Consider the following 19,470-nt stretch of genomic DNA (forward strand, 5'->3'; position numbering starts at 1 on the left):
TTCCGCGAAAACCTTCGCACCAGGGCCTGGCCCGAAACAGGCGACGCGCCGCCGATCCTCCGGGATCGGCGTGCCCATCCCCAGGTCCCGCTTCCTGATGATCGCGGTGGCGGTCTTTGTCGGGCTTGGCCTTGCGTGGTGGGCGGCGACCGGACTGGGATGGGTGAAACCCATCTTCCTGCCGTCGCCGGGCAGCGTTGCCACCCAGATCGCCAAGCTCGCGGCTGACGGCACCTTGTGGCTGGACCTCAAAACCTCGATCTACCGTATCTCCATCGGCTTCCTGCTCGCCTCGGCGCTGGCCATACCGATCGGCGTGCTCATCGGCAGTTTCCGGTCGTGGGAAGCGGCCATCGAGCCGCTGGTGGATTTCATCCGCTACATGCCGGTCGTCGCTTTCGTGCCGCTCTCCATTCTGTGGGCCGGCACCGGCGATTCGCAGAAATTCCTGATCATCTTCATCGGCACCTTCTTCCAGCAGGTGCTGATGATCATGGACAACGTGAAACGGGTTCCCGCCGATTTCATCGGCCTGGGCCGAACCCTCGGCCTGCCGGACCGCAAGATCCTGACGCGCATCGTCGTTCCCAGCGCCTTGCCGGGCATCTGGGATACGCTGCGCATCAGCCTCGGCTGGGCGTGGACGTGGCTGGTGCTGGCCGAACTCGTCGCGGCGACATCGGGTCTCGGCTATCGCATCACCGTTTCGCAGCGCTATTTCCAGACGAACACCATCATCGGCTACATCCTGCTCCTGGGCGTGCTTGGTCTCATCACCGACCAGGTCATGAAGGCACTGGAAAAGGTGCTCTTCCGGCAGGAAGGCCACTCGCAATGAGGACCGGCCGATGAACGCCCCCAAATTGCGGATCGCGGGTCTGCACAAGAGCTTCGGCACGGGCGAGCGGCGCACCGAAGTGCTGCGCGACATCAACCTCGATCTTGCCGACAACGAATTTGTCTCCCTGGTCGGCACGTCGGGTTGCGGCAAGAGCACGCTGTTGTCGATCGTGGCCGGATTGCAGGACTTCGACGCCGGCGATCTCAGCATCGACGGCGCGCCGATCCTGCGGCCGGGGCTCGACCGTGGCGTCGTCTTCCAGTCCTACACGCTGCTTCCCTGGCTGACCGCGCGACAGAACATCGAGTTTGCCCTCAAGGCCGCGGGCTACGACCGCTCGACCTGCCGCAAGATCGCGCTCGAGCATCTCGACCTCGTCAAGCTGTCGGGTAGCGCCGACCGCTACCCGGCCGAACTCTCGGGTGGCATGAAACAGCGCGTCGCCATCGCGCGTGCGCTTTCCTATCGGCCCAAGATGCTCTTGATGGACGAGCCCTTTGGCGCGCTCGATGCGTTGACCCGGCATCAGATGCAGGAACTCCTGACCCAGATTTGGGAGGAACACAGGCTCACCGTGTTGTTTGTCACGCATGACGTCGAAGAGGCCGTCTACCTGTCGGACCGTATCGTCGTCATGGGGATCGGCCCGGGCCGCTTCACGCAGACCTTCAAAGTCGACATCGAGCGTCCGCGCCGCGAGGAGGTCATGGAAAGTCCGGCTTTCATGGATTTGCAGCGCGGCGTGCACAAGGCGATCCGCGAGGCGTCAAGACGTCCCGAAATGGCGTAGCGATTGCTGCGGCCGCCTAGGCCGGGCGCTCCGCGACGGCGTCGGGCACCACCACCAGCTTGCCGACAAAATCCTTGGCGATGAAGTCCGCCTGGGCGCGGTGGAAATCGGAGAGCCTGTAGACGCCGCCGACCAGCGGCCGGATCTTCCTCTCCTCGATATAGCGCACGATGCGGCGGAAATCCGCCCGCGTGCCTTGGCTCGAGCCATGCAGCTGCAGCTGCTTCAGATACATGGTCCGGAGATCGAGTTGCACAACCGGTCCGGCGATCGCGCCGGCGGTGGTGTAGCGGCCCTCGGGGCGAAGGATGCGCAACAGGTCGTTGAAAATCGCACCGCCGACCAGGTCGGCCACCACGTCGATGGGCTGGCCGCCGGTCGCTTCGGCCACGGCGTGCGGCAGGTCGGCGACGCTACGAGTGATGACAGCCTCGGCGCCGATGTCGAGTACCGCCTGTTCCTTGCCCTTGCCGACAACGGCATAGGGAATGGCACCGCGCGCCCGCGCCAGTTGGACGATGCCGGAACCGACACCGCCCGAGGCGCCGGTGACCAGCACGCGCTCGCCCGCCTTGAGGCGAGCGCGTTCCAGCATCTGTTCGCCGGTGAGATAGGCACAGCAGAAGGTGGCGAGCTCGACGTCGCTCAAGTCAGTGTCGACGACATGCGCGTTCTCGGCCGGCACCGTCTGGAACTCGGCGTAACCACCATCGCGGCCGTGGCCCATGTAATCGATGTCTGCGAGGGAATCGTCGTCGCGGTTGTAGATGGAGAAATCGACCATCACCCGTTCGCCGATGCGATCCGGCGAAACGCCGGCCCCGACGGCAACGATGCTGCCGACCGTGTCGGTGCCCTGGATGCGCGGGAAGCTCAGCGTGTTGCCCTGGCGGCGCCAGGTCGACACCGCCGCGGCATCTTCCTCAGTGCCGTAAGCGCCCTGGCGTACCCAGACATCGGTGTTGTTCATGCCGCAAGCGGTGACCTTGACCAGCACTTCGCCAGGGGCGGGGGCCGGCACCTTCACATCGGTGCGGTAGACCAGTTTTTCAGGTCCGCCGTGCCCGGTGAGCAGCACGGCGGCCATGGTGGCGGGGAGGGAGGGATGAGAGGTCATCAATGTGGCTTCCAGAAGTTGCAGGTTTGCGCTGCCCCTCACCCTCACCCTCTCCCCGTGAACGACGGGGAGAGGGGAACGCCAGCGCTGCGGCTATCTTCCTTCTCCCCGTCGTTCACGGGGAGAAGGTGCCGGCGGGCGGATGAGGGGCAGCGCCGATCATCGACAATCAGAGATTGGCAAACACGCTCTTCACGGCATCGGCGGTCTTCGCCACCACGATGTCGGCTTCTTCGCGGGTCAGGCAGAGCGGCGGCGCGAAACCGAGGATATCGCCCTGCGGCATGGCCCGGCCGATGACACCGCTGGCTGCAAGTGCCGTCGCCACCTGCGGTCCGACCTTCTGCGAGGCGTCGAAGAACACCCGGTCGTCCCTGTCGGCGACGAACTCGACCGCCGCCAGCATGCCGTCGCCACGGACCTCGCCGACATTTTTGTGGCCGCCGACCGCGTTGGTCAATTCGGCGCGGAAATAGGCGCCGGTTTCCCGGGCATTTGTCACCAGGTCCATCTCGTCGATCAGTTCGAGATTGGCGACGCCAGCGGCAACGCAGATCGGATGCGCCGAATAGGTCCAGCCATGGCCGAGCGAACCGAGCTTGTCGGATCCCTGCACCAGCACCTGCCACATCTTGTCGGCGACGATGACGCCCGACAGCGGCGCATAGGCCGAGGTCAAGCCCTTGGCGATAGTGATCAGGTCCGGCTTGATGCCGTAATGGTCGGAGCCGAACATCGTGCCAAGCCGGCCGAAGCCCGTCACCACTTCGTCGGCGACCAGAAGCACGTCATATCTCTTCAGCACCGCCTGAATCTTTTCCCAATAGCCGGCCGGCGGCGGCACAATGCCGCCGGTGCCGAGGATCGGCTCGCCGATGAAGGCGGCGACCGTCTCCGGCCCTTCGGCAAGGATCATCTCTTCGAGCTTGTCGGCGCAATGTTGCGAGAACTGCTCCTCGCTCATCGAGCGGTCGGCGCGGCGGAAATAATAGGGCGCCTCGGTGTGCAGGATCGGCGCGCGCGGCAGGTCGAACGCATTATGGAAGAGGTCGAGGCCGGTAAGCGAACCGGTCATCACGCCCGAGCCGTGATAACCGCGCCAGCGCGAGATGATCTTCTTCTTCTCCGGACGGCCGAGCACGTTGTTGTAGTACCAGATCAGCTTGATGTTGGTTTCGTTGGCATCCGAACCCGAAAGGCCGAAATAGACCCTCGACATGCCTTTCGGCGCGCGGTCGATGATCATCTTGGAAAGCGTGATCGAAGCCTCGGTGCCATGGCCGACATAGGCGTGGTAATAAGCGAGGTTCTTCGCCTGGGTGGCGATGGCGTCGGCGATCTTCTGGCGACCATAGCCGACATTGACGCAATAGAGGCCGGCGAAGGCGTCGATGCTCTTCTTGCCATTGTTGTCCCAGACGGTGACGCCTTCACCGCCAGCCATGATGCGCGTCGGGCTCTCACCGCGCGCATGCGTGCCCATATGGGTCGAGGGATGGAAGAAGTGGTCGCGATCCCAGGCGGCGAGTTCGTTGGACTGGTCGAGCATTTTTTGACTCCTTGAAAGGTCCGGGTGGGTTAGGCCACATCCAGGCAGAGATACTTGAGATCGGTGAAGGCTTCGAGCCCATGGCGCGAGCCTTCCCGGCCGATGCCGGACTGCTTGACGCCGCCGAAGGGGATCGGCGCGCCCGTGATCTTGACGCGGTTGATGGCGACCATGCCGTAGTCGAGTGCGCGGCCCATACGCTGCTGGCGGGCGCCGTTCTCGGTCACGACATAGGCGACGAGGCCGTATTCGGTGGCGTTGGCGCGGGCGATCACCTCGTCCTCGCTGTCGAAAGGCGTCACCGCCGCGACCGGACCGAAGGTCTCCTCGCGCATGATAAGCGCTTCGTCGGAAACGTCGGCCAGTAGCGTCGGCTGGAAGAACAACGGTCCGGCCCGATGCCGCCTGCCGCCGGTGAGACAGCGAGCACCATGAGCGGTCGCGTCCGCAACCTGCTCCTCGACCTTCTTGACGGCGCGTTCATGCATCAATGGCCCGATGTCCGTTTCGTCGGCAAGGCCGTTGCCGGTCCGCAGCGCCTCGATGCGCCTGGCGAAGGCGGCGCAGAAGCGATCATAGACCGGACGCTGGACATAGATGCGGTTGGCGGCGAGGCAGTCCTGGCCCGAAGTGGCGAATTTGGCGTCGATTGCAATGCTCACGGCCCTGTCGAGATCGGCGTCGGCAAAGATGATCAACGGCGCGTGGCCGCCAAGCTCCATCACCAGCCGCTTCATCGTCGGCGCGCTCTGTGCGGCAATCAGCCTGCCGATCTCGGTCGAGCCCGTGAAGCTCATGGCGCGGACGCGCGGATCCTCGCACATCCGCCCGACAATGGTCGCGGCCTTGCCGGTGATCACGTTGAAGACCCCAGCCGGCAGGCCGGCGCGTTCGCCGAGTTCGGCAAGCGCCAGCGCCGACAATGGTGTTTCCGAAGAAGGATGCGCGACGATCGTGCAGCCGGCGGCAAGTGCTGCGGCGGCCTTGCGGGTCAGCATGGCCGAAGGAAAATTCCAGGGCGTCACGACGCCGACGACACCCAGCGGCTCGCGCCGCACCATCATTTCGGCGTTCGGCAGATGGCTGGTGACGCTCTCCGCGTTGAGGCGTTTTGCTTCTTCCGCATACCATTCGATGAAGGAGGCGGCGTAGTCGATCTCGCCCAGCGACTCCTTCAGCGGCTTGCCTTGCTCTAAAGTCATCAGCAGAGCGAGGTCGTCTTTCGCGGCGATGATCAGCTCGAACCATTTTCGCAGAATTCTTGCGCGCTCCTGCGGCAAGGCAGCCCGCCAGGCCGGAAAGGCGCGCGCGGCGGCATCGATTGCATTTGTCGTCTGGCGCGCATCGAGCGCGGCAACAAAGGCGACGGTGGTGCCGGTAGCCGGATCGGTGACCTCGAAACTTTCGGCCGCCTCACTCGCCGTCCAGTGCCCGTCGACATAGGCAAGCTCGCGCAGCAGCCGGCGGTCGGCAAGGCAATCGAGCGCTTCATGGCGATGCGAGCGGGCGAAATGCGCGGACATGGTCGAGGCCTCCCGGTTCGGACTGATACGGAAAGACTATCCGTCCTGCGCAGACAGAGAGGCTGTTTGGACGCTCGTCCGTAGAGAGAATCTCTCTATTATGCCACACTGGCGGACGATCTCTCCGACCTCATGTCGAGGCCGGCAACAGGTCGGCGACGGGAAGAGCAATCTCGTCCTTCACCGTCTTGGTGACGATGTAGGTGAAGTAGCGGTCGATGCCGATCTCGCGCTCGAGCAGTCCGTCGACCAACCGCTGATAGGCGTCGATGTCGCGCGCCATGACCTTCAACACGTAGTCGACGCCGCCGCCCACCGACCAGCAGGCGACGATCTCGGGGATGTCGCGGATGGCGCGTTCGAAACGGTCGAAGTCGGCCTGGCGGTGGCTGGCCAGCGTCACTTCCATCAGCACGGTGGCGACCGGTGCGACGACGCGCATGGCGATCCTGGCATGATAGCCCGAGACGATGCCGGCCTTTTCCAGCTTACGCAGCCGCATCCAGCAGGGCGTCGGCGACAGGCCCACCTTTTCGGCCAGCGCCAGCTTGGTGATGCGCCCGTCGCGCTGGATGGCGTCGAGGATTTTGAGGTCGATCCCGTCGAGTTTCGCGGCTGTCATCGGCATCCACTTTTTCGTTCACGGCACCATGACGGCGCATTATTTCGATTGTCAATTGCACTGATTTCGATCTCTAATAAGTCATGACATTGTGGCGTCCCGATCCCGCGCTTATCCGGCGGCCTGCCTATCAATCGCTGGCCGACCAGTTCGCGCGCGCCATCCATGACGGTCGCCTTGCCAACGGCACGCGGCTGCCGACGCATCGCCGGCTGGCCGACGACCTCAAGCTTTCGGTGCAGACGGTCAGCCGCGCCTATGAGGAGCTGATCCGCCGCGGCCTGATCTCGGGCGAAATCGGCCGTGGCAGCTTCGTTCAGACGCAGCGCCGTGAGCCCGAGCCGCCCTATCTGCCGGAGCGGCTGGGCGAAGTCATCGACCTGTCGATCCTGAAGCCGGTCTGCGAGCCGATGCATCTGGAGCTGATGAAACAGGCGCTGGGCTGGCTGTCCGAAAACCTGCCGTCGAGCTCGGCGCTGTCGTTCCGGCCCAACATGGTGTTTCCGCGCCACCGCGCGGTGGCGGTCGAATGGCTGAAACTATGCGGGCTGGATATTTCAGCGCAGAACATCAGCCTGACCAATGGCGCCACGGCAGGGATGACGGTGGCGCTGATGAGTGTGGCGCCGCCGGGCTCGACCGTGGCGACGGAAGCAATCGGCCACCACACACTGGTGCCGCTGGCGCGCTATCTCGGCTTCAACCTCGAAGGCCTGCCGATCGACGACAACGGTCTGATCCCCGAGGCGCTGGACGAGGCTTGCCGGCTTTCCGACATCCGCGCCGTCTTCGTGCAGCCCTCGGTGATCAACCCGACGGCAACGCTTATGGACGCAGCGCGCCGCGAACAGATCGCGGCCGTCGCCCGCAAGCATGACATCGCCATCATCGAGAACGATGTGCTGGGCCCTCTTGTCGAGCACCGGCCGCCGCCGGTTGCCGCCTTCGCGCCGGAGCGCACGCTCTACGTCACCTCTTTCACCAAGATCGTGGTTCCCGGTCTGCGCATCGGCTATCTCGCGGCGCCCGACCGCTATGTCGCCGCCGTTGCCAACAGGCATCTGGTCTCGAACTGGATGGCGACGCCGCTGGTGGCCGAGATTGCCACGAAATGGGTGGCCGACGGTACGGCGATGGAGCTCGTCCGCTGGCAGCGCACGGCATTGCGGCGGCGACTGGATATCGCGGCGGAGGTGCTGGCCGGGGTCGACTACCGCGCCCGGCGCGACGGGCTGCATGTCTGGCTGCAGCTGCCCGCGGACCGCGCCGAGGAGAGCTTTGTCGCCCAGGCCCGCCTGCAGGGCGTGGCGATCGCACCGGGCACTTCCTTCCGGATCTCGGATGCGCCGTGGCGTCCGGCGGTGCGCATTTCGCTGGGTTCGACCACCGAGGGGGAACTGCGCGCCGGCCTCGGCGTTGTGACAAAGCTTTTGCTTGGCGACCCGGAGCATCTCCTGCTGGCGATCTGAGCACGAAGCCCAAAAGCGCGCGGCGCTCTTGAGACGACGCATGCACAAAAGTCAGCGGCGTTGCTCCGAAATTGTGCGGAATGGGAAATATTGTCATGATATTATTTTCCCAATTGACATGATTTGGCGCGTTCCGCATCGTTAAGACACAGGCTTCTCCAGCCGGGGAAATTCATTTGTCCGCAACCGCGCCCATCATCAAGATCGACGGCATCACGAAGAGCTTCGGCAGTTTCAAGGTGCTGGACGGCCTGTCGATGCAGGTCATGCCGCGCGAGAAGCTGGCGCTGATTGGCCCGTCCGGCTCCGGCAAGACGACGATCCTGCGCATCCTGATGACGCTGGAGCGCATCGACGGCGGCCATATCCAGATCGACGGCGAGCAGCTCTACCACATGGAGCGCAACGGCCAACTGCTGCCGGCCGACGAGCGTCATCTGGCCCGGATGCGCCAGAAGATCGGCATGGTCTTCCAGCTCTTCAACCTCTTTCCACACAAGAGCGTCATCGACAATGTCACGCTTGCGCCGATGCTGACCAAGGGCATGCCGCGCGCCGCCGCCGAGAAGCGGGCGATGGAACTGCTCGACATGGTGGGCATGGCCGACAAGGCCAAGGCGATGCCGGCGCAACTGTCCGGCGGCCAGAAGCAGCGCGTGGCGATCGCCCGCGCGCTCGCCTTGCAGCCGAAGATCATGCTGTTCGATGAAGTGACATCGGCGCTCGATCCGGAACTGGTCGAGGAGGTGCTCAGCGTGTTGTGGCGACTCTGTGCCGAAACCGACATGACCATGCTGCTGGTCACCCATGAGATGGGTTTTGCCCACGACTTCGCCGACCGGGTGCTGTTCTTCGACCGCGGCAGGATCGTCGAGGAAGGCAAGCCCGACGAGATTTTCCGCAATCCTAAGCAGGAGCGCACGCAAGGCTTCCTGAAGAAGATCATCGCGGCCGGACATCGCGTCTGACTGCTATGCCCAGAGGACGGTCAAGCCGTCCTGCAATCGAGCCGGAAATGGGCGGTGAAGCCGCCCAGCTACAAAACCAAGACAAGAAACAAGGAGTTGGGAACAATGAAGAAGTTTGGCATTCTGGCCGGTGTCGCCGGCCTTGCACTGACGGCGGTGCTGGCCGTCTCGACCGCCGGTTCGGCCGACGACAGCAAGCTCGAGCAGCTCAAGTCGCAAGGCTTCGCCCGCCTCGCCATCGCCAACGAGCCGCCCTATACGGCGGTCGCTGCCGACGGCAAGGTCTCGGGCGCGGCGCCTGATGTGGCGCGCGAGATATTCAAGCGGCTCGGCGTCGCCGACGTTGTCGCCTCGATTTCCGAATATGGCGCGATGATCCCCGGCCTGAAGGCCGGCCGCTTCGACGTCGTCACCGCCGGCCTGTTCATGAAGCCGGAGCGCTGTGCGGCGGTTGCCTATTCCGAACCGGTGCTGTGCGATGCCGAGGCGATGCTGGTGAAGAAGGGCAATCCGAAGGGCTTCAAGAGCTACGAGGATGTCGCCAAGGACGCCAATGCCACGATCGGCGCGCCCGGTGGCGGCACTGAGGAGAAGCTGGCGCTCAATGCCGGTGTTCCGCGCGAGCGCGTCATCGTCGTGCCCGATGGCCAGAGCGGCCTGAAGATGGTGCAGGACGGCCGCATCGATGCCTATTCGCTGCCGGTCCTGTCGATCAACGACCTCATCAAGAAGGCCAACGATCCGAACCTCGAAGTCATCGCTCCGGTACAGGGCGCGCCGGTCTATTGCGATGGCGCCGCCTTCAACAAGGGCGACGAGGCGCTGCGCGACGCCTACGACGTCGAGCTGGCCAAGATGAAGAAGTCGGGCGAGTTCGCCAAGATCATCGAGCCCTACGGCTTCTCGGCCGCGGCGGCGATGTCGACGACGCGCGACAAACTCTGCTCCGCGAAATAAGGCGCCTTCTTCCTTCTCCCCGCGAACGGGGAGAAGGACCCCAAGAGCGAACGTTGGAAACCTTTAATTTATGACCCAGTGGTCCGGCTATCTCGGCCTGATATTGCAGGGAGCGCTTGTCACCATCGAGCTGACGCTGATGGGGTCGGTGCTTGCCCTGATCATGGCCTTTCTCGCCGGCATGGGGCGGCTGTCGCGTTTCTTCGCGCTGCGGGCGCTCGCCACCGCCTATATCGAGTTCTTCCGCGGCACATCGATCTTCGTGCAGCTGTTCTTCGCTTATTTCGTGTTGCCACTGTTGGGTTTCGAACTGACCCCGCTGCAAGCCGGCGTGCTGGCGCTAGGCCTGAATGTCGGCGCTTATGCCGCCGAAGTCGTGCGCGGCGCCGTGCAATCGATCGGCCGCGAGCAGCATGAAGCCTGTGTCGCGCTCAATCTCGGCCGCTGGCAAGGCTTGCGTCACGTCATCCTGCCGCAGGCGTTTCTGGTGATGCTGCCGACATTCGGCAACAACGCCATCGAACTTCTGAAAGCCACTGCCGTGGTTTCGCTGATCTCGCTCGCCGACTTGACCTTCCAGGCGCAGGTGGTGCGAGCGCAAACCGGCAACACCATGGTGCCGTTCACCACCATTCTGGTCATCTATTTCGTTCTGGCGCTACTCATCTCATGGGGCGTGCGCTCGCTGGAACGCCGCATGGCGCGCGGCCTCGACGGGGTGCGCGTCTGATGGAATGGGCCCGCTGATGGAATGGGATTGGGATTTTGTCCGGCAGATCCTGCCGACGCTGATCCAGGGGGTGAAGATCACCATCCTGGCGACGCTGCTCGGCTCGGTGCTGGCGGCGATCGTCGGGCTGGGCATTGCGCTGGCGCGTCGCTCGCCAAACAAGGCGCTGTCGCGCACCGTCGGTTTCCTGGCCGAGTTCATCCGCGGCACGCCATTGCTTGTGCAGCTCTATTTCATCTTCTACGTGCTGCCCGACATCGGCATCCTGCTGCCGCCGCTTGTAGCCGGCGTGATCGGTCTTGGGCTGCACTACGGCACCTACACCGCCGAGGTTTATCGCGCCGGCATCGAAAATGTGCCGCGCGGCCAGTGGGAGGCCGCCAAGGCGTGCAATCTGAACGCCAGGCAGACCTGGACCCAGATCATCATTCCGCAAGCGATCCCGCCGATGATCCCGGCGCTCGCCAACTATTTCATCGCCATGTTCAAGGAAACGCCGCTACTGTCGGCGATCACCGTGCTGGAACTGATGAACCAGGCGAAAAGCGTCGCCAACACTTACTACCGCTATATCGAGCCGATCACGCTGGTTGGCGCTTTTTTCCTCGCCATCAGTCTTTGTTCGGTCGTGCTGCTGCGCTGGCTGGAACGCCGCTACGGCAAGATCGAGAGATAATTGATGAAACCCTTGCCGGAGATCAAGCTTGCGCCCAACCGCCCGCCGCTCGATGAGCGCCCGCTGCAGCGGCGCGTCGGCCTGATCATTCTCGCCACCGATCATACGACCGAGCCGGATTTTCGCCGCATGGTGGCAAGCGAACGGATCGGCGTCTATGTCGCGCGCATCCCCTACGCCAACCCGACGACACCGCAGAATTTGCGCAAGATGCAGCCGGCGCTGACGTCGGGTGCCGCGTTGATCCTGCCCGACGAGCCGCTCGACGCCATCTGCTACTCCTGCACCTCCGCCTCGGTGGTGATCGGCGATGCCGAGATCGAGACGGCGATCCAGGCCGCCAAGCCCGGCGTTCCAGTTGTCACGCCGCCGATGGCTGGCGTGCGCGGGCTGAATGCGTTCGGCGTGCGCAGGATCAGCATCCTCACGCCCTATACTATCGAGACCAGCCGGCCGATGGCGGCCTATTTCGCGGAACGCGGTTTCGATGTCGTCAGTTTCACGTGCCTTGGCTTCGAAGATGACCGCGAGATGGCGCGCATCGCGCCGGCCGCCCTTGTCGACCTCGCACGCCAGGCGACACATTCGCAGGCGGAAGCCCTGTTCGTGTCCTGCACGGCGCTGCGCGCCGCGCTCGCGGTCACGGGCATGGAACAGGCGATCGGCCGTCCGGTGGTGACCAGCAATCAGGCAACCGCCTGGAACAGCCTGCGGCTTTGCGGTGACGACACGGCGCGCCCCGAGTTCGGCCGGCTGATGACCTTGGCTTTGCCGCGCGATTGATGATCATGACTACAGTTACACTTGACGATATCCGAGCCGCACGTGAGCGCATCGCCGGCAAGGTCGAGCACACGCCGACCGTGCTTTCGCCAACTCTCTCGGAGCGTCTCGGCGTTCCCGTCCACCTCAAGCTCGAGCACCGCCAGACCACCGGCGCCTTCAAATTGCGCGGCGCCTCGAATGCCGTCGCCTCGCTGAATGCGCAGGAGAGGGCACGCGGCGTTGTCGCGGCTTCGACCGGCAATCACGGCCGGGCCCTGGCGCATGCCGCGAACCTCGAAGGCATGCGCGCGGTGATCTGCATGTCGCGGCTGGTGCCGGGCAACAAGCTTGACGAGATCCGCCGGCTTGGCGCCGAGATCCGCATCGTCGGCAACAGCCAGGACGATGCGCAGCAAGAGGTCGAGCGGCTGGTGGCCCAAGAAGGGTTGGTCATGCTGCCGCCCTTCGACCATCCTTCAATCATAGCCGGGCAAGGCACGCTCGGGCTGGAGATGATCGAGCAGGTCCCGGACGCCACCCTCGTTCTGGTGCCTTTGTCTGGCGGCGGGCTGGCTGCCGGCATTGCCGCGGCCGTCAAGGGCGTCAGCCCAACGACAAAGGTCATCGGCATCTCGATGGCGCGCGGTGCGGCGATGAAGGCGAGCCTCGATGCCGGCCGGCCGGTGCTGGTGGAGGAGTTGCCGACATTGGCGGATTCGCTCGGCGGCGGCATCGGCCTCGACAACCGGCTGACTTTCGCCATGTGTCGCGACCTGCTCGACGACGTCGTCCTGCTCGACGAGGACGAGATCGCCGCCGGCATTCGCCATGCCTATGCGCAGGAGCGCGAGATCGTCGAAGGCGCTGGCGCGGTCGGCATCGCCGCGCTGCTCGCCGGCAAGGTCAGGGCGAACGGCCCGGTGGTCGTGCTTCTCTCCGGCCGTAACATCGATATGGATCTGCACCGCAAAATTGTTTGCGGCGAAGCAATCACGGAGCGTGCCGCATGAGCCGGATAACGATCCTCACCGAAGCCGAACTGCGCTTGATCGTGACGCTCGACCTCGATGCCGTCGCCTGTGTGGAGAATGCTTTCCGCGCGCTCGCCACATTGCCGGTTGCGATGCCGCCGATCATGCGCCTCGATATTCCCGAGCATCGCGGCGAGGTCGATGTGAAGACCGCCTATGTGCCCGGCATCGACGGTTTTGCCATCAAGATCAGCCCCGGCTTCTTCGACAATCCGAAGCTCGGCCTGCCCAGCGTCAACGGCATGATGGTGCTGCTGTCGGCGAAAACGGGCCTGGTCGAAGCGCTGCTGCTCGACAATGGCTATCTCACCGATGTGCGCACGGCCGCCGCAGGGGCGGTTGCGGCCAAGCATCTGTCGCGGCCAGATTCCTCGGTTGCGGCGATCTTCGGCGCCGGTGTCCAGGCCGGGCTGCAGCTCGAAGCGCTCATGCTGGTCCGGCCGATCGCCGAGGCGCGCATCTGGGCGCGCGATGCCGCCAAGGCAGAGGCGACAGCGGGCGCCTTGCGCGAAAAACTTGGGCTGGACGTGCGCGCCGAGCCGGATGCGCCACAGGCGGTTGCCGATGCCGACATCATCGTCACCACGACGCCCTCGACCGAGCCGCTGATCAAGGCCGGTTTCGTTTCCGCGGGCCAGCACATCACCGCCATGGGCTCCGATGCCGAGCACAAGAACGAAATCGCCCCGGCAATCCTGCGCATGGCCGACCTTTATGTCGCCGACAGCGTTCGCCAGACGCGGCGGCTGGGCGAACTGCACCATGCCATCGCAGCCGGCGTGATGGCGGCCGACGCCGAGGTGACCGAACTCGGCCAAATCGTCGCTGGCACAAAACACGGCCGCCGCTCGGCCAGCGACATCACCATCGCCGACCTGACCGGCACCGGCGTGCAGGACACGGCGATCGCCACGCTCGCTCGCGACCGGGCGCGGGCGGCCAATTCCGGAACCACTTTCGAAAGCTGATGCTGGCCAAAGCGTGATCCGGAAAAGTGGGAACCGGTTTTCCGAAAAGATCACGCGCAAACAAGAAACAGACGACGAGCCGGATTCAACAAAGTTGAAACAGGCTCTATGCCCAACAAACTAGGAAGCAAAAGAATGATGCCTAACCTGAAATTCTCGCGCGGCGAATATGCGGATCGCCTCGCCAAGACGCGGAAAGCCATGGAGGCGAAGGGCGTCGATCTTCTTGTTGTCAGCGACCCTTCCAACATGGCCTGGCTGACCGGCTATGACGGCTGGTCGTTCTACGTACACCAGGCGGTCATCGTACCGCCATCGGGCGAGCCGGTCTGGTACGGCCGCGGCCAGGACGCCAACGGCGCCAAGCGCACCGCCTATCTCGCGCATGACAACATCGTCGGCTACGCCGACCATTATGTGCAGTCGACCGAGCGCCACCCGATGGACTTCCTGTCCAGCGTGCTTGCCGACCGCGGTTGGGGCAAGCTCACCATTGGCGTCGAAATGGACAATTACTGGTTCTCCGCGGCCGCCTTCGCGTCGCTGCAGAAGCACTTGCCCAATGCCCGCTTCGTCGATGCGACCGCCTTGGTCAACTGGCAGCGTGCGGTGAAAAGCCCGACCGAGATCGACTACATGCGCAAGGCCGCCCGCATCGTCGAAGCCATGCACCAGCGCATCGTCGATAAAATCGAGGTCGGCATGCGCAAATGCGATCTCGTTGCCGAGATCTATGATGCCGGCACGCGCGGCGTTGACGGGATTGGCGGCGACTACCCGGCGATCGTGCCGCTGCTGCCGTCGGGCGCGGATGCCTCGGCGCCGCATCTCACCTGGGACGACAAACCGATGAAGCGGGGCGAGGGCACCTTCTTCGAGATCGCCGGCTGCTATAACAGGTACCATTGCCCGCTGTCGCGCACCGTCTTCCTTGGCAAACCGACACAGGAATTCCTCGATGCCGAGAAGGCAACGCTCGAAGGCATGGAAGCAGGGCTCGCGGCAGCCAGGCCCGGCAACACCTGCGAGGACATTGCCAACGCCTTCTTCGCCGTTCTGAAGAAATACGGCATCGTCAAGGACAACCGCACCGGTTATCCGATCGGCCTGTCCTATCCGCCGGACTGGGGCGAACGCACGATGAGCCTGCGACCGGGCGACCGCACCGAGCTCAAGCCCGGCATGACCTTCCATTTCATGACCGGCCTCTGGCTGGAGACGATGGGGCTGGAAATCACCGAATCCATCCTGATCACCGAAACCGGTGTGGAGTGCCTGGCCAATGTGCCGCGCAAGCTGGTGGTGAAGGATTGATGCCGATGTCGAGTCTGCGCCCATCACCGGTCACGCCGACCGTCGATTTCGACCGCGACGGCGTCCAGCATGGTTTCCTGCGCCTGCCCTACAGCCGGGACGATTCGGCGTGGGGTTCGGTCATGATCCCGATCTGCGTCATCCGCAACGGCAAGGGGCCGTCGGCACTTCTGACCGGCGGCAACCATGGCGACGAGTATGAAGGGCCGCTGGCCCTCTACGAACTCGCCCGCACGCTCGATCCCAGGCAGGTCAGCGGTACGGTCATCATCGTGCCGGCGATGAACTATCCGGCGTTCCGCGCCGGCACGCGCACGTCGCCGATCGACAAGGGCAACATGAACCGCAGCTTTCCCGGCCGGCCGGATGGCACGGTGACCGAGAAGATCGCCGACTATTTCCAGCGCGAGCTGCTGCCTCGCTCCGATATTGCGCTCGATTTCCATTCCGGCGGCAAGACGCTCGACTTCGTGCCGTTTTGTGCGGCGCATATACGGCCCGACAAGGCGCTGGAAGCGCAGGGCTTCGCCGCGGTCGAAGCATTCTCCGCGCCCTGGTCGATGAAGATGCTGGAGATCGACGCGGTTGGCATGTTCGACACCGCCGCCGAAGACATGGGTAAGCTGTTCATCACCACCGAGCTCGGCGGCGGCGGCACCTCGCGTGCCGAGACCGTTCGCATTGCCCGGCGCGGCGTCCTCAATGTGCTGCGCCACGCCGGCATTGTCGCTGGTGCGGTCGAGAAGAGCCCGACGCAATGGCTCGACATGCCATCGGGCGATTGCTTCTCCTTCGCCGAGGACGACGGCATGATCGAAACCATGGTCGATCTCGGAGAGCCCGTCGAAGAGGGCCAGGTTCTGGCGCGCATCCATTCCGTCGGCCGCACCGGCTCCGCCCCGCAGGAAATCAGGGCAAGGATGTCGGGCCTGCTGGCGGCGCGCCATTTTCCCGGGCTGGTCAAGGCCGGCGACTGCACTGCCGTGGTGGCCGTGCTGGTCGATTGATACTCGGGGGGCTCGATCGCAGGAAACGTCCAGGACTCCTCGGGGATGCGACTGCGGATACGCGGATACTCATATCCAGGAACCTGGGCGGCGCGCGCTGGTCCTGCTGCTCGGACTCGAGCGCATTACCGCGCGCGCCACCGGCTCATAAGAACAGTCCCAGCTTCAGCCCTGCGCCGGCTTGCGTTCGACGATGTAGATGTGGTCGGCCGCCAGCACCACTTCGTCGCGCTGGTTGATTACCTCGCAGCGTTCGATCACCCGTCCAGAACCCGGTCGTTTCGGGTCGTCTTCCTTGGCCGCGATGGTGGTGCGCGTGCGGATCGTGTCGCCGATGAACACCGGCTTGATGAAACGCAGCCGGTCGTAGCCGTAGGAAAAGGCGACCGGGTTGACGATGGTTGCCGTCAATCCGATGCCGACAGAGAACACCAGCGTGCCGTGGGCGATGCGCTGGCCGAACGGCTTCGTCTTCATGAACTCGGCGTCCATGTGATGCGGGAAGAAATCGCCGGTGTGGCCGGCATGGACGATGAAGTCGGTCTCGGTGATGGTGCGGCCGCTGGTCAGCCGAGAGGAGCCCACCTCGTAGTCCTCGAAATACTGAATCTGTTCCATCAGAGTCTTTCCGCGATCGGCGTCGCTGGTGCCGCGCTCGACTGATAGGCCGCTTCGACCAGCGCCATCGTGCTCCACGCATCCTCGACCGGGCTGATCAGCGTCGCGTCCTCGCCCGCCGCGAAACGCTGGACATTGGCCATGCGGCCGACGAAGGCATCGGGGAACCACTCGCCGGCCAGGGGCACGGCGATCCAGTCGGTCCCGCCCTTCGGGTAGATCTCCAGCACATCCGGTTCCCCGCGCGGATAGTCGAGGTTGAGGCCGAGTTTGACATAGGCCGCGCCCTCGGTGCCGCAAATGCGGAATTCTGAGGCCTGGTGCCGACGGCCGAACTTGTGATCGTGGTTGATCGACAGTGCGCAGCGCACGGTATCGCCATAGTCGAGGATGGCGCTGGTACGTGTCTGCGCCACCGCATGGTTGGGGTGGCCGAGCGTCTTGGCGTGCACACCCCGCGGGTCGCCGAGCAGCTGCCGGATCAGGTCGAGATAGTGGATCGAATGCATGGCGATCTCGACGCGCGGTGCCTTGAGCAGGAATTCCCACAGCTGCCACGGTGTCGCCAGCGCGAGCCAGACGTCAAAGTCGACAATCTCGCCGAGCCAGCCCTTGGCGATGGCATCCTTCAGCGCCAGCATCATCGGAGCGAACCGCCCCTGGAAGTTCACCGCGGCCTGCAGTTTCTTGGAACGGCAGATCTCGAGGATTGCGGTCGCCTCGGCAAGGCTGCTGCCCATCGGCTTCTGGATCAGCGCCACGGCGCCGTCAGGCAAGGCCTTCAGCACATCGGCATGGCGGGCGGGCGGTGTTGCTAGATCGAAGATAGCACCTTCGACGGCGACCGCTTCCTCGGGCGTGCGGAAGGTGGTCACACCCCATTGGCTGGCCAGCTTTTCCGCCTTGGCGTGATCGGGATCATAAAGCCCGGCGATCGGGAAGCCGGCCTTCCGGTAGGCCGGGAAATGCGCGTCGCCGACGATCGATCCGGCGCCGAAGGTGACGATCGGCCGGGATTCTGTGGGCTTGGGCCAGGATTGGACCAGTGAGGCAGGGTCGAAATCGCTTTCAGTCATGGTGGAAGACCTCGTCCATCGCAGCCCACCATTCGCCCTCCTTGCGGGTCGCCAGCGGCTCCTGGCAAGGCATGCAGACGGCCCACCATTCCTGCGTCCTGGGGTCGGCAGCCATCTTGGCCATGTCGGCGGCATAGTCGGTGCCGTGATATTCGAAAGTGCTGAAAAGCAGGTTCTCCGGCCGCTTCAGGTAGATCGAGTAGTTCTTGATGTTGCAGGCCGAGATCATGGTCAGCACGTCGGGCCAGACGGCGGCATGGAGGCGGACATACTCCTCGACCTTTTCCGGCTTCAGCCCCAGAACCATCCCCATCCGCTGCATGCCCGTCTCCTATTTCGTGATCGCCGTGGTGAATTCGGCGATGCTCATGGCCTTGACTGCGTCCCAGTCCCAATCGATGCCGATGCCGGGCTCGTCGGGCGCCAGCGCCTGCCCATCCTCGATGCGCATGCGCTTGCCGGTCAACTGGTCGAGTTGCGGAATGTACTCGACATACCGGCCGTTCTGAACAGCGCAGGCCAGGCTGACATGCAATTCCATCAGGAAATGCGGGCAGACCGGAATGTCGAAGGTCTCCGCCGCATGGGCGACCTTGAGCCAGGGCGTGATGCCGCCGATGCGGCCGACATCGACCTGCACGACCGAACAGGCGCCCTTCTGCATGTATTCACGGAAATGCCGGATGGAATAGAGCGACTCGCCGATGGCGATAGGCGTCGGCGTCGAGTTCGACAGCCGCACATGCCCATCGATGTCGTCGGCCGGCAGCGGCTCCTCGATCCAGGCAAGATCGAGTTCGCGCAGCCTTGCGGCGCGCCGGATCGCCTCGTCGACCGAAAAGCCCTGATTGGCGTCGGTCATGATTTCGTAGCCGTCGCCGACCGCCGTGCGCACCGCCGCCAGGCGGGCGAGATCTTCGGAGCCGTGCGGCTTGCCGATCTTCACCTTCGAGCCGCGAAAGCCCTTTTCCTTGGCGGCCAGCGCGTCGTCGACCAGCGCCTGCGTCTCGATGTGCAGCCAGCCGCCTTCGGTCGTGTAGAGCGGACAGCGGTCCTTGGCGCCGCCGGCCAGCTTCCACAGCGGCAATTCCTGCTTCTTCGCCCGCAGATCCCACAGCGCGGTATCGATCGCCGCGATCGCGATGGCCGTGATCGCGCCGATCGTCGTGGCATGGGTGGCGAATTCGAGATCGTGCCAGATCGCCTCGATCATGTCGGGGTCGCGGCCGATCAGGCGCGGCGCCAGATGGTCGGACAAAAGCCGCATCACTGACGAGCCGCCGGTGCCGATCGTGTAGCTGTAGCCGGTGCCCACCGCACCGTCGGAATCGGTGATCGTCACGATGGGCGTTTCCTGGCTGACGAAACTCTGGATGGCATCGGTGCGTTTGACCTTGGGCACAAGGTCCACCATCCGCAGTTCGACTTTCTCGATCTTGGCCATGCCGG

General features: G+C 64.2%; 20 protein-coding genes. 12 read left to right on the forward strand and 8 right to left on the reverse strand.

The features are described 5' to 3' along the window. Nucleotides 1-70: 70 nt before the first annotated feature. On the forward strand, nucleotides 71-838 hold the full coding sequence (locus tag NKI49_RS15760; protein WP_502899545.1) for an ABC transporter permease: 768 nt from the start codon (nucleotides 71-73) through the stop codon (nucleotides 836-838). Between the two features lie 10 nt (nucleotides 839-848). After that, the gene (locus NKI49_RS15765) at nucleotides 849-1,631 is read left to right on the forward strand and encodes an ABC transporter ATP-binding protein (RefSeq protein WP_352604004.1); all 783 of its coding nucleotides are present in this window, start codon (nucleotides 849-851) and stop codon (nucleotides 1,629-1,631) included. A gap of 16 nt (nucleotides 1,632-1,647) precedes the next feature. Here the strand turns inward: NKI49_RS15765 and NKI49_RS15770 are convergent, their stop codons facing one another. The 4 genes from NKI49_RS15770 to NKI49_RS15785 form a co-directional block, all read right to left on the reverse strand. Beyond that, nucleotides 1,648-2,748: an alcohol dehydrogenase family protein gene (locus tag NKI49_RS15770; RefSeq protein ID WP_352604002.1), complete on the reverse strand. Its 1,101-nt coding sequence runs from the start codon at nucleotides 2,746-2,748 to the stop codon at nucleotides 1,648-1,650. Between the two features lie 169 nt (nucleotides 2,749-2,917). Beyond that, nucleotides 2,918-4,297: an aspartate aminotransferase family protein gene (locus tag NKI49_RS15775; protein WP_352604000.1), complete on the reverse strand. Its 1,380-nt coding sequence runs from the start codon at nucleotides 4,295-4,297 to the stop codon at nucleotides 2,918-2,920. A 29-nt stretch (nucleotides 4,298-4,326) separates the two neighbouring features. Next, a complete protein-coding gene (locus tag NKI49_RS15780) occupies nucleotides 4,327-5,820 on the reverse strand; it encodes an NAD-dependent succinate-semialdehyde dehydrogenase (protein WP_352603998.1) in 1,494 nt (497 codons plus the stop codon). Nucleotides 5,821-5,950: 130 nt separating this feature from the next. Further along, nucleotides 5,951-6,442 (reverse strand): Lrp/AsnC family transcriptional regulator, encoded by a 492-nt coding sequence (locus tag NKI49_RS15785; RefSeq protein WP_352604040.1) that lies wholly within the window; start codon nucleotides 6,440-6,442, stop codon nucleotides 5,951-5,953. 83 nt (nucleotides 6,443-6,525) lie between these two features. Between NKI49_RS15785 and ehuR the strand changes: the two genes are divergently transcribed. From ehuR to doeB, 10 genes are all read left to right on the forward strand, one after another. Then, nucleotides 6,526-7,911 (forward strand): MocR-like ectoine utilization transcription factor EhuR, encoded by a 1,386-nt coding sequence (gene ehuR, locus NKI49_RS15790; protein ID WP_352603996.1) that lies wholly within the window; start codon nucleotides 6,526-6,528, stop codon nucleotides 7,909-7,911. A gap of 176 nt (nucleotides 7,912-8,087) precedes the next feature. Continuing rightward, the gene (ehuA, locus tag NKI49_RS15795) at nucleotides 8,088-8,879 is read left to right on the forward strand and encodes an ectoine/hydroxyectoine ABC transporter ATP-binding protein EhuA (protein WP_352603994.1); all 792 of its coding nucleotides are present in this window, start codon (nucleotides 8,088-8,090) and stop codon (nucleotides 8,877-8,879) included. 105 nt (nucleotides 8,880-8,984) lie between these two features. Further along, nucleotides 8,985-9,836, forward strand: coding sequence for an ectoine/hydroxyectoine ABC transporter substrate-binding protein EhuB (gene ehuB / locus NKI49_RS15800; protein WP_352603992.1), 852 nt, complete (start codon nucleotides 8,985-8,987; stop codon nucleotides 9,834-9,836). Nucleotides 9,837-9,906: 70 nt separating this feature from the next. Continuing rightward, nucleotides 9,907-10,566 carry an ectoine/hydroxyectoine ABC transporter permease subunit EhuC gene (ehuC, locus tag NKI49_RS15805; RefSeq protein WP_352603990.1) on the forward strand — a complete coding sequence of 220 codons (660 nt, stop codon included), beginning with the start codon at nucleotides 9,907-9,909 and terminating at the stop codon, nucleotides 10,564-10,566. A gap of 16 nt (nucleotides 10,567-10,582) precedes the next feature. Continuing rightward, on the forward strand, nucleotides 10,583-11,242 hold the full coding sequence (gene ehuD / locus NKI49_RS15810; RefSeq protein ID WP_352603988.1) for an ectoine/hydroxyectoine ABC transporter permease subunit EhuD: 660 nt from the start codon (nucleotides 10,583-10,585) through the stop codon (nucleotides 11,240-11,242). Between the two features lie 3 nt (nucleotides 11,243-11,245). After that, nucleotides 11,246-12,025, forward strand: a complete 780-nt coding sequence (gene eutA / locus NKI49_RS15815; RefSeq protein ID WP_352603986.1) for an ectoine utilization protein EutA — start codon at nucleotides 11,246-11,248, stop codon at nucleotides 12,023-12,025. Between the two features lie 5 nt (nucleotides 12,026-12,030). Next, entirely contained in the window at nucleotides 12,031-13,017 is a 987-nt protein-coding gene (gene eutB / locus NKI49_RS15820) for a hydroxyectoine utilization dehydratase EutB (RefSeq protein WP_352603984.1), read from the forward strand. After that, a complete protein-coding gene (eutC, locus tag NKI49_RS15825; RefSeq protein WP_352603982.1) occupies nucleotides 13,014-14,006 on the forward strand; it encodes an ectoine utilization protein EutC in 993 nt (330 codons plus the stop codon). Before eutB ends, eutC begins: the two co-directional genes overlap by 4 nt. 135 nt (nucleotides 14,007-14,141) lie before the next feature. Next, complete coding sequence (gene doeA / locus NKI49_RS15830; RefSeq protein WP_352603980.1) at nucleotides 14,142-15,320, forward strand: ectoine hydrolase DoeA; 1,179 nt, start codon at nucleotides 14,142-14,144, stop codon at nucleotides 15,318-15,320. Then, entirely contained in the window at nucleotides 15,320-16,327 is a 1,008-nt protein-coding gene (doeB, locus tag NKI49_RS15835) for a N(2)-acetyl-L-2,4-diaminobutanoate deacetylase DoeB (RefSeq protein WP_502899543.1), read from the forward strand. The genes doeA and doeB overlap by 1 nt, the downstream gene beginning before the upstream one ends. A gap of 165 nt (nucleotides 16,328-16,492) precedes the next feature. Here the strand turns inward: doeB and NKI49_RS15840 are convergent, their stop codons facing one another. From NKI49_RS15840 to NKI49_RS15855, 4 genes are read right to left on the reverse strand one after another with little or no spacing between them, the layout of a single operon-like run. Then, on the reverse strand, nucleotides 16,493-16,948 hold the full coding sequence (locus NKI49_RS15840; protein WP_352604038.1) for a MaoC/PaaZ C-terminal domain-containing protein: 456 nt from the start codon (nucleotides 16,946-16,948) through the stop codon (nucleotides 16,493-16,495). After that, a complete protein-coding gene (locus NKI49_RS15845; protein WP_352603976.1) occupies nucleotides 16,945-18,021 on the reverse strand; it encodes a Gfo/Idh/MocA family protein in 1,077 nt (358 codons plus the stop codon). The genes NKI49_RS15840 and NKI49_RS15845 overlap by 4 nt, the downstream gene beginning before the upstream one ends. After that, the gene (locus tag NKI49_RS15850; protein WP_352603974.1) at nucleotides 18,014-18,343 is read right to left on the reverse strand and encodes an L-rhamnose mutarotase; all 330 of its coding nucleotides are present in this window, start codon (nucleotides 18,341-18,343) and stop codon (nucleotides 18,014-18,016) included. Before NKI49_RS15850 ends, NKI49_RS15845 begins: the two co-directional genes overlap by 8 nt. Nucleotides 18,344-18,352: 9 nt before the next feature. Next, the gene (locus NKI49_RS15855; protein ID WP_352603972.1) at nucleotides 18,353-19,465 is read right to left on the reverse strand and encodes a mandelate racemase/muconate lactonizing enzyme family protein; all 1,113 of its coding nucleotides are present in this window, start codon (nucleotides 19,463-19,465) and stop codon (nucleotides 18,353-18,355) included. Between the last annotated feature and the right edge of the window lie 5 nt (nucleotides 19,466-19,470).

The sequence above is a fragment of the Mesorhizobium sp. M0587 genome, from assembly GCF_040320945.1.
Taxonomy (GTDB): Bacteria; Pseudomonadota; Alphaproteobacteria; order Rhizobiales; family Rhizobiaceae; genus Mesorhizobium.

What these genes read in the sequence shown, in the direction of transcription:
- doeA (WP_352603980.1), top strand. Translation starts at nt 14,142, where the DNA reads ATGATGCCTAACCTGAAATTCTCGCGCGGCGAATATGCGGATCGCCTC.
- ehuD (WP_352603988.1), top strand. Translation starts at nt 10,583, where the DNA reads ATGGAATGGGATTGGGATTTTGTCCGGCAGATCCTGCCGACGCTGATC.
- eutC (WP_352603982.1), top strand. Translation starts at nt 13,014, where the DNA reads ATGAGCCGGATAACGATCCTCACCGAAGCCGAACTGCGCTTGATCGTG.
- eutA (WP_352603986.1), top strand. Translation starts at nt 11,246, where the DNA reads ATGAAACCCTTGCCGGAGATCAAGCTTGCGCCCAACCGCCCGCCGCTC.
- ehuR (WP_352603996.1), top strand. Translation starts at nt 6,526, where the DNA reads ATGACATTGTGGCGTCCCGATCCCGCGCTTATCCGGCGGCCTGCCTAT.
- NKI49_RS15765 (WP_352604004.1), top strand. Translation starts at nt 849, where the DNA reads ATGAACGCCCCCAAATTGCGGATCGCGGGTCTGCACAAGAGCTTCGGC.
- NKI49_RS15770 (WP_352604002.1), bottom strand. Translation starts at nt 2,748, where the DNA reads ATGACCTCTCATCCCTCCCTCCCCGCCACCATGGCCGCCGTGCTGCTC.
- NKI49_RS15775 (WP_352604000.1), bottom strand. Translation starts at nt 4,297, where the DNA reads ATGCTCGACCAGTCCAACGAACTCGCCGCCTGGGATCGCGACCACTTC.
- ehuC (WP_352603990.1), top strand. Translation starts at nt 9,907, where the DNA reads ATGACCCAGTGGTCCGGCTATCTCGGCCTGATATTGCAGGGAGCGCTT.
- NKI49_RS15855 (WP_352603972.1), bottom strand. Translation starts at nt 19,465, where the DNA reads ATGGCCAAGATCGAGAAAGTCGAACTGCGGATGGTGGACCTTGTGCCC.
- eutB (WP_352603984.1), top strand. Translation starts at nt 12,031, where the DNA reads ATGACTACAGTTACACTTGACGATATCCGAGCCGCACGTGAGCGCATC.
- NKI49_RS15850 (WP_352603974.1), bottom strand. Translation starts at nt 18,343, where the DNA reads ATGCAGCGGATGGGGATGGTTCTGGGGCTGAAGCCGGAAAAGGTCGAG.
- ehuB (WP_352603992.1), top strand. Translation starts at nt 8,985, where the DNA reads ATGAAGAAGTTTGGCATTCTGGCCGGTGTCGCCGGCCTTGCACTGACG.
- NKI49_RS15845 (WP_352603976.1), bottom strand. Translation starts at nt 18,021, where the DNA reads ATGACTGAAAGCGATTTCGACCCTGCCTCACTGGTCCAATCCTGGCCC.
- NKI49_RS15785 (WP_352604040.1), bottom strand. Translation starts at nt 6,442, where the DNA reads ATGACAGCCGCGAAACTCGACGGGATCGACCTCAAAATCCTCGACGCC.
- doeB (WP_502899543.1), top strand. Translation starts at nt 15,320, where the DNA reads ATGCCGATGTCGAGTCTGCGCCCATCACCGGTCACGCCGACCGTCGAT.
- NKI49_RS15780 (WP_352603998.1), bottom strand. Translation starts at nt 5,820, where the DNA reads ATGTCCGCGCATTTCGCCCGCTCGCATCGCCATGAAGCGCTCGATTGC.